The 7,995-nt window shown below is 74.2% G+C and carries 6 protein-coding genes, 1 rRNA gene and 1 pseudogene; all 8 read right to left on the reverse strand.

What is annotated here, in order from left to right; translation table 11 throughout:
* Positions 1 to 937, reverse strand: a pseudogene (locus BG452_RS24915) (hypothetical protein); the annotation flags it as partial.
* A 221-nt stretch (positions 938 to 1,158) separates the two neighbouring features.
* Entirely contained in the window at positions 1,159 to 1,473 is a 315-nt protein-coding gene (locus tag BG452_RS24920; protein ID WP_188306600.1) for a cupin domain-containing protein, read from the reverse strand.
* A gap of 149 nt (positions 1,474 to 1,622) precedes the next feature.
* Positions 1,623 to 2,279: a YigZ family protein gene (locus tag BG452_RS24925; protein ID WP_188306601.1), complete on the reverse strand. Its 657-nt coding sequence runs from the start codon at positions 2,277 to 2,279 to the stop codon at positions 1,623 to 1,625.
* 93 nt (positions 2,280 to 2,372) lie between these two features.
* The gene (locus BG452_RS24930) at positions 2,373 to 3,662 is read right to left on the reverse strand and encodes a DUF6986 family protein (protein ID WP_188306602.1); all 1,290 of its coding nucleotides are present in this window, start codon (positions 3,660 to 3,662) and stop codon (positions 2,373 to 2,375) included.
* 115 nt (positions 3,663 to 3,777) lie between these two features.
* Entirely contained in the window at positions 3,778 to 5,451 is a 1,674-nt protein-coding gene (locus BG452_RS45960; protein ID WP_223242693.1) for a DUF2637 domain-containing protein, read from the reverse strand.
* A 197-nt stretch (positions 5,452 to 5,648) separates the two neighbouring features.
* Complete coding sequence (locus BG452_RS24940; RefSeq protein ID WP_188306603.1) at positions 5,649 to 6,314, reverse strand: LuxR C-terminal-related transcriptional regulator; 666 nt, start codon at positions 6,312 to 6,314, stop codon at positions 5,649 to 5,651.
* On the reverse strand, positions 6,266 to 7,675 hold the full coding sequence (locus tag BG452_RS24945; protein ID WP_317621214.1) for a sensor histidine kinase: 1,410 nt from the start codon (positions 7,673 to 7,675) through the stop codon (positions 6,266 to 6,268). Before BG452_RS24945 ends, BG452_RS24940 begins: the two co-directional genes overlap by 49 nt.
* 206 nt (positions 7,676 to 7,881) lie before the next feature.
* A 5S ribosomal RNA gene (rrf, locus tag BG452_RS24950) occupies positions 7,882 to 7,995 on the reverse strand; the annotation flags it as partial.

Below are 7,995 nucleotides of genomic sequence, written 5' to 3' on the forward strand. Positions count from 1 at the left end.
CCGGGACGGCGGCCAGCGGGGCCGGGAGCGGCTGGTCGGCGGCGAGGCGGCGCGGTTCGCGGGCGAGCAGCCCGGCGGCGCGGCGGAGGTCCTGTTCTATTCGGCCCCGGGCGAGCACCGGATGTCGGGCGCCGTCCTGCCGGGAGGCCGGGTCGACCTCGGGCAGGTAGGTGCGCACCGCGCCGCCGTACACGGTGTGGTACTCCAGCGCGACGTTGAACCCGGTGCGGGCGCCCGGATCCAGCACGTAGGCGGTGGCGAGGCCGGGCAACTGACGGCAGAGCGGGCGGACGACCTCCTCGACCCAGTGGTCGACCGGGAGGTTCACCGGCACGCTGGCGACCACCGTGGGCAGCCGGCGCTCCGGGTCGCACAGCTCGTCGATCAGGTCGTCGACCTCGTCGGCCGTGATCACCCGGGGGGCGGGGTGGACGGCGGCCGGGCCGTCGGCGGCGTCGAGCAGCGGGAGCAGGGTGCGGGCGAGTTCCGGCACCGGCACCCGGCAGGGGGTGCGCACGCCGCTGCCGGTGTTGTGGGTCTCGGCCTCCAGCCGGACCCAGGTGGGGCCGCCGGCGCCGGTGGCGACGGTGAGGGTCAGCTGTCGGGTGCCGTGCGGGGCCGGGGTGCGCAGGCGGCGGCGGTTGTAGCGGCCGGCGCCCGGGCCGCCGCGCAGCGGTCCGTGGTCCCGGTCCAGCAGGACGCGCTCGCCCAGGCGCAGGCGCTCGGCGGCGGGGGGTGTCCCCGCGGCGGCGCCGGGGGTGGGCGGGGGTTCCTCGCAGCCCTCCTGCTTCAGCCAGGAGGCGAGCTGCTCGTCGGCCAGGGCGACGGCCTCGGCATGCGGGAGGGCGGTGGTGACGGTCATCCGGTAGGGCGTCGCGAGGGCTCGGGGGCCGGGTAGATCGGCACCGGCGAGCGACGGCGAGTGGTCTGAGGTCATGCGCATACCTCCGTGGTGCGGGGTGGGGTCCGTTGTCCTCCATCGATGGTTTTCGTCCGGTTCCGCCGGATCCTTGCCCAGGAAACGCCACAGCCGGGAGCGGAAGTTCCAACTCCGGGCCACGACACTACGTTCGAGTGAATCTGTTCAAGCCGTCTTCCGCGTGGCGGCGCCGCTCGGCTACGGGGCGCGACCCAGCGGGCGGCGCCGCGCGGGTCCGGTCAGGCCCCGGCGGTCCCGCCGCCGCTGCGGCTCCAGGCGGGTTCCGGGACGGCTACGGCCAGCGGGCGGCCCTCCGGGGCGGCGTAGTGGGCGATCAGCACCACGGGCTCGGTCCCGAGGTTGCGGCCCACGTGGACGTGGACCGGTCCGGCCTCCTCGACCAGCGAGTCCCCGGCCCGGCTGACCTCGACCCGGCCGTCGTGCAGGGTGCGGGTGAGCGTCCCGGCGAGCACCACCACCTCGACCCGGCCCGGGTGGTAGTGCCAGCCGGTGGTGGCCCCTGGGGCCAGGGTGATGGTCCGGACGACGGGCATCGGGGGCGGCTTCCTGCTCGACGGTCGGATCAGGCTAGGCGGGCCCGTCGGAGACCGAAACGGACCGGTCGCGTTCTGGCCGGATGTGTGGCCGAAAACCGCGCCCCGGCGGGGAGCGCGGAGCCCGTGCGGCCCGTGCGGCCCGTGGCTCAGACCGGCACCTCGACGTAGGTCCGGCCGGCCGGCACCGCCACCGCGGTACCGCCGGTCGCCTCGGCCAGCCAGGTGTGGAACCCGGCCACCTCCGGCTCCGGCACGCCCACCTCGATCCGCACCCCCGCCGCCTCGTAGGCGAGGTCGCTCACCGCGTACCCGGCGGCCCGCAGGTCATTCTCCACCCGCCCGGCGCGCACGTGGTCCGCCGACACCGCGAGCAGCGCGACCGGCCGCCGCTCCAGCAGGCCGACCTCGTCGACCGCCGCCGACACCGCGTTCCCGTACGCCCGCACCAGGCCGCCCGCGCCGAGCTTGATCCCGCCGAAGTACCTGGTCACCACCGCGACGGTGTCGGTGAGGCCGCGCCGGCGCAGCACCTCCAGCATCGGCACCCCGGCCGTGCCGCCGGGCTCGCCGTCGTCGCTGGAGCGCTCGCGGCGCTGGTCGTCGCCGACTACGAAGGCGGTGCAGTTGTGCCGGGCGTCCCAGTACTGCTTGCGGATGCCGGCGATGAAGGCCTGCGCCTCGTCCTCGTCGCGGACCCGGGCGAGGTGGCAGATGAAGCGGGACTTCTTGATCTCGGTCTCGTGGCTGCCGGCCCGCCGGATGGTGAGGTACGGCCTGGCGGTCGGTTCCGGCGTGGCGGACATGCGCGGTGGTTCTCCCGGGGACGGCGACGGCTGGCGGCGCGCGCCCGCTGTCGGGTGCGGCACCGCCAGCCTAGTTGGCGCGCGGCCGGGGGTTCAGCGGCCGGCCAGGGCGTCCAGCTGGGCACGGTCCAGGCCGGTCAGGGCGGTGACCTCGGCCGGGTCGACGGCGCCGCAGTCCAGGCCGCGCAGCAGGTAGCCGCTGAGCGCCCGGGCGGTGGCCGGCTCGTCCATCACGTCGCCGCCCGCCTTGGCGACGTAGGCGGCCAGCCGGGCGGCGGCGGCCGCCAGGCCCTCCCGGTAGAAGGAGTACACGGCGACGTAGCGGGTCGGCAGGTGTGCCGGGTGCATGTCCCAGCCCTGGTAGTAGGCGCGGGCCAGCGAGCGGCGGACCAGGCCGTGGTGGAGCTTCCAGGCGGCGTGCACCTGCTCGGTGGAGCCGGTGGGGATCACATTGGTCGAGCCGTCGGAGAGCCGGACCCCGGTGCCGGCGGCGGCCACCTGCATGACCGCCTTGGCGTGGTCGGCGACCGGGTGGTCCATGCTCTGGTAGGCCGCGCTGACGCCGCAGGAGGCGCTGTAGTCGAAGGTGCCGTAGTGCAGGCCGGTGGCGCGGCCCTCGGCGGCCTCGATCATCCGGGAGACGGTGGCCCGGCCGTCCGGGCCGAGGATCGCCTGGGTGGTCTCGATCTGGATCTCGAAGCCGATCCGGCCGGCGGGCAGCCCGGCCCGGCGCTCGAAGTCCTCCAGCAGCCGGACCAGCGCGGTGACCTGCTCCGCGTAGGTGACCTTGGGCAGGGTGAGGACCAGGCCCGCCGGCAGGCCGCCGTTCGCCAGGAGGGTGGCGAGGAACAGCTCCAGGGTGCGGATGCCGCGGGCGCGGACAGGCGCCTCCATGCACTTGATCCGGATGCCGACGTACGGCGGTGCGGCGCCCTCGGACACGGCGGCGGCGACCAGTTCGGCGGCCCGGACGGCCGCGGCGTCCTCCTCGGCGTCCGGGCGGGGGCCGTAGCCGTCCTCGAAGTCGATCCGCAGGTCCTCGACCGGCTCGTGCTCCAGCTTGGCGCGCACCCGGGCGTGCACGTCGGCGAGCAGTTCGTCGTCGGCCACACCGAGGGCGCGGGCCAGCTCGGCGGGGGTGCCGGCGTGGGTGTCGAAGGCCTCCAGGGCCTGGCAGCCCCACTCCCGTACGGTGTCGGCGCGGTAGGCGTCGGCCGGGACGTAGACGGTGTGCACCGGCTGCCGGGTACCGGAGTCGCCGGGGTAGCGGCGCGCCAGGTCGGCGTCCACCGGGTCGAGCAGCGCCTCCACGGCGGTGCGGGCGGCGGCGGAGAAGGAGGCCCCGCCCGTCGGTCCGGTTCCGTCGACCTCGACCTGCGACATCCGCGCTCCTCCGTGCCGAACCAGCACTTCAACAAATTGTTGAGGCGACGGTAGCTCCGGCGGGGTCGGGCGTCAATGGCCGACCGAGCGGTGGACGCGGCGTGGCGGCGCGGGCTCAGTCCCTCCCGGCGGCCAGGTAGCGGTCGCGCAGCAGCGGGTAGAGCTCGGCGACCTCCTTGGGGTGGACCGAGCCGTCCTGGCCCTTGCCGGTGACGCCGTACTCGGTGGTCAGCCAGGCCGCGAGGCGCGGGGGGTCGGGCTGGTGGCCGTGGCTGTCCATGTAGGAGACCAGCGCGTCGTAGGCGATGTCCTGGTCGAGCGGCACGGGAGTCGGGTGGGGTCCGGGCTGGGTGGCTTGGGCGGGCTCCTCGGCCGGAGCGGGCTGCTCGGCCTGGGCGTGGTGCTCGCTCTGGGCAGCCGGCTGACGGTGCTGCGGCTCGACGGTCGGCTCGGCGTGCGGCGGCTGGGCGGTCGGGTGCTGGGCCTGCGGCCGGGCTCCGGCGGGGGCGGCGGCCGGGACGGGGGCAGCGGAAACGGGGGCCGGAACGGGGGCCGGAACGGGGGCGGCGGAAACGGGAGCGGGCGCCTCGTCGACCGGGCGCGGGGGCTTGAACCACGGCGAGGCCTGACCGGGCACCCGCCCGCCCGGAGCGGGGTCGACCGAGTGGCCGGTGGTGCGGACCGGGCGCTCCGTCCAGACGTTCAGCTCCTCGCTGCGCGGCTGCGGGGCGGCGACCACCTCCGCCTCCGGCTCCTGGGCGGCGCGCAGCCGGACGGCGTGCAGCTTCGCCAGCATCGGCGCCGCGACCTCGGGCGACAGCGGCGCGGGGGCGGGGGCCTCGGGCTGGGCCTCGGGCTGGAGCTGGGGCTGGTCGGGGTGTTCGGCCTGGGCCGGCTCGGGCTGGGGCTGCTGGACCGGCGGCTGGTGAACCTGCGGCTGCTGCGGCCGGGCTACGGCGGGGGCGGCGGCCGGGTGGCCGGCCTCGGGACCCGCCGGGGCGATGGCCGCGGCGGCACGGACCGGCTGGGGCTGGGACTGGGGCTGAGACTGGGTCCCGAGCTCCTGGGCCGGCTGCTCCGCCCGGGTCTCCTTGGCCTCGCGCTCGCGAGCCTCCTCGTCCAACCGGTCCAGCAGCGACGGGTCCAGCGGGACGCCGAACTTGGCCAGCTTGAGCGGCAGCAGCGCCTGGATCGGGGCCGAGCGGCGCCAGCCGCGGCCGTAGCGGAAGCGCAGCTGCGCCCGGTAGACCAGCCGGTTCTGCTCCAGCCGGATGACCTCCTCGTAGGAGCGGAGCTCCCAGAGCTTCATCCGCCGCCAGAGCCGGAAGGTCGGCACCGGGGAGAGCAGCCAGCGCATCACCCGGACCGACTCCATGTGACGGTCCGCCGTGATCGCCGCGATCCGGCCGACCGCGTGCCGGGAGGCCTCGACCACCACGACGAACAGCACCGGGATGACGGCGTGCATCCCCATGCCGAGCGGGTCGCCCCAGGAGGCGGCCGCGTTGAAGGCGATGGTGGCGACGGTCAGCAGCCAGGCGGTCTGGCGGAGCATCGGGAAGGGGATCCGCAGCCAGGTCAGCACCAGGTCGAGGGCGAGGAGCACCACGATGCCCGCGTCGACGCCGATCGGGAAGGCGTAGGAGAAGGCACCGAAACCTTTCTCCAGGGCCAGCTCGCGCACCGCGTTGTACGAGCCCGCGAACCCGATGCCCGAGATGATGCAGGCGCCGGCCGCGACCAGGCCGAGCAGGCCGCGATGGGCCTTGGTGAGCGTTGGGCGTGCCATTACGTCTATCAACCCCTGGATGTCGGCGCTGCCGTACGCGCCTCGGCTGCCGGTTCCCGCCGATCGGGCCGCCGGACGGCTGAGCAGCCTCCGGACTCGGCCCACCGGAGTTTACTCGTACGCCTGTTTCAGCGTTTCCGCAGCCTGGAGTGTCACCGTACGGGCCCTCATCCCCCGCGCCGGGGCCGGTCGGACCGTCAGCGGCTCTGCCCCGCCGTGCCGTTGAGATAGGCCAGCACCGCCATCACCCGGCGGTTGGCGTCCTCGTCGGGGGCCAGTCCGAGCTTGCTGAAGATGTTGGCGATGTGCTTGGCCACGGCGCCGTCGCTGACCGCGAGGCGGGCGGCGATCGCCGAGTTGGAACAGCCCTCGGCCATCAGCTCCAGCACCTCGCGCTCGCGCGGGGACAGCCCGAGCAGCGGACCGGGCCGGCGCGAGGTGGTCTGCATCAGCTTGGCGATCACGTCCGGGTCCATCGCCGTCCCGCCGGCCGCCACCCGGCGGACCGCGTCGATGAACTGTCCGGCGTTGAACACCCGGTCCTTCAGCAGGTAGCCGACCCCACCCGTGCCGTCGGCCAGCAACTCCCGCGCGTACAGCTGCTGGACGTGCTGGGAGAGCACCAGCACCGGCAGGCCGCGGATCTCCCGGCGTGCCTGGAGAGCGGCCTGGAGCCCCTCGTCGGTGAGCGTCGGGGGCAACCGGACGTCCACCACCGCCACGTCCGGGCGGTGGGTCAGCAACGCCTCCAGCAGCTCGGGGCCGGTCTCCACCGCGGCCGCGATGGTGAAGCCGTGCGCTTCCAGCAGCCGGATCAGGCCTTCGCGAAGGAGGTAGAGGTCCTCGGCGAGGACAACTCGCACGGCAACTCCAGGGTGATGGTGGTGGGACCGCCCGACGTGCTGTCGATGGCGAGGACACCGTCGAAGGTACCCAATCGGCGTTCGATCCCGCGCAGGCCCGTGCCCCGCGAAGGGTCCGCCACGCCCACTCCGTCGTCCGTCACCGTCACCCGGAGGGTCCCGGCCCGGTACAGGATGTCCACCCACACCTGGTCGGCTTCCGAGTGCTTGGCCGCGTTGGCCAGCAGCTCACTGATGCTGAAGTAGACCGCCGCCTCGACCGGGGCCGGCAGGCGGTCCGGCAGGCTCACGAACACCTCGGTCGGCAGCGCGCCGTCCAGCGCCAACGCCCGGACCGCGTCACCGAGTCCGCGCTCGGCGAGCACCGGCGGGTGGATGCCGCGGACCAGGTCGCGCAGTTCCTGCAGCGCCCGGGCCGAGGACTGCCGCGCCTCGGCGAGCAGCTCCCGCGCGGCCGCCTGGTCGGTCTCCATCAGGTGCTCGATGGTGCCCAGCGTCATCCCGATCGCGACCAACCGCGCCTGGGCTCCGTCGTGCAGGTCACGCTCGATCCGCCGCAGCTCGGCCGCCTGGCTGCCCGCCGCGTCCGCCCGGGTCTCGGTCAGCACGGCCACCCGCTTGGTCAGCTGGGCGTGCGTCGCCCAACCGTCCTGGTCCAGCACCCGGCGGGCGACCTCCGCGTACCCGCGCACCGCGTACGGGGCGAGGAGTATCCCGGCGAGGACCATGCCGACCCCGACCACCAGGCTCAGCGTGACGCGCGTCATCCGCTCGCTCAGCGGGCCGAATCCGACGGTCGGCACCGCACCACCGACGGCGAACGTGGTGCCCAGCACCAGCAACAGACCGACCGCGCCGGCCAGGGCCGTGACGAGGACCGGGTTCACGATCAGCCAGAGGATCTCGGCGCGGGTCGTCCGGTCCCGCAGGCCCCAGTGGACCAGCTGCGCGTACTTCGCGACCGTCCGCGAGCGGTGGTACGAGTAGCCCGTCCACCAATGCCCGCGGTCGTCCAGCTCCAGCTCCGGCAGCGACTGGTAGACCGCCGGCAGCCGGATGTCGTACCAGCGCTCCAGGAACCGGCGCGTACGGTCCGCCGTCCGACGGACGCAGGTGGCCGCCACCGCGGAGCCCACGACCGCGGCGGCCGCGAGGGCCACCAGGGAGGCCGGGAAGTAGTACTCCAGGAACTTGGCCGTCACCACCCCCGCGATGATGGCCGCCGCCACCGGGAGCACGAACCCCGGCACAGCCGCCAGCACCACCTGGGCCAGTCGGCCCAGGCCCTGGCCACCGGCCCGGAAGGCCTCCTGGGTCTGCGCACTCACGGACGTGCCGCTCGTACGGGTCTGTGTGGTCACGCGAGCTCCTGATGCCGGTACCGATCGTCCTCATCAGTGTTCACGAACGACCCGCGCGGGACACTGGCCGTGGCACCCCAATTCCGAGGTAGACCTAGGACCACCTGACGGTGGTCGGAACAACACCCGGCCCCGGGATGATCCGGATGATCTGGAAATGCGAAAAGCCCCTGATCCGTAAGGATCAGGGGCCTTTCTGAAGAATTGTTCGGCGGCGTCCTACTCTCCCACAGGGTCCCCCCTGCAGTACCATCGGCGCTGTGAGGCTTAGCTTCCGGGTTCGGAATGTAACCGGGCGTTTCCCTCACGCTATGACCACC

Source organism: Streptomyces sp. CBMA123 (assembly GCF_014596465.1).
GTDB lineage: Bacteria > Actinomycetota > Actinomycetes > Streptomycetales > Streptomycetaceae > Kitasatospora.

Coding starts and splice junctions, on each gene's coding strand:
- BG452_RS24930 (WP_188306602.1), bottom strand. CDS start 3,662: ATGTCGCAGGTCGAGGTCGACGGAACCGGACCGACGGGCGGGGCCTCC.
- BG452_RS45960 (WP_223242693.1), bottom strand. CDS start 5,451: ATGGCACGCCCAACGCTCACCAAGGCCCATCGCGGCCTGCTCGGCCTG.
- BG452_RS24925 (WP_188306601.1), bottom strand. CDS start 2,279: ATGTCCGCCACGCCGGAACCGACCGCCAGGCCGTACCTCACCATCCGG.
- BG452_RS24920 (WP_188306600.1), bottom strand. CDS start 1,473: ATGCCCGTCGTCCGGACCATCACCCTGGCCCCAGGGGCCACCACCGGC.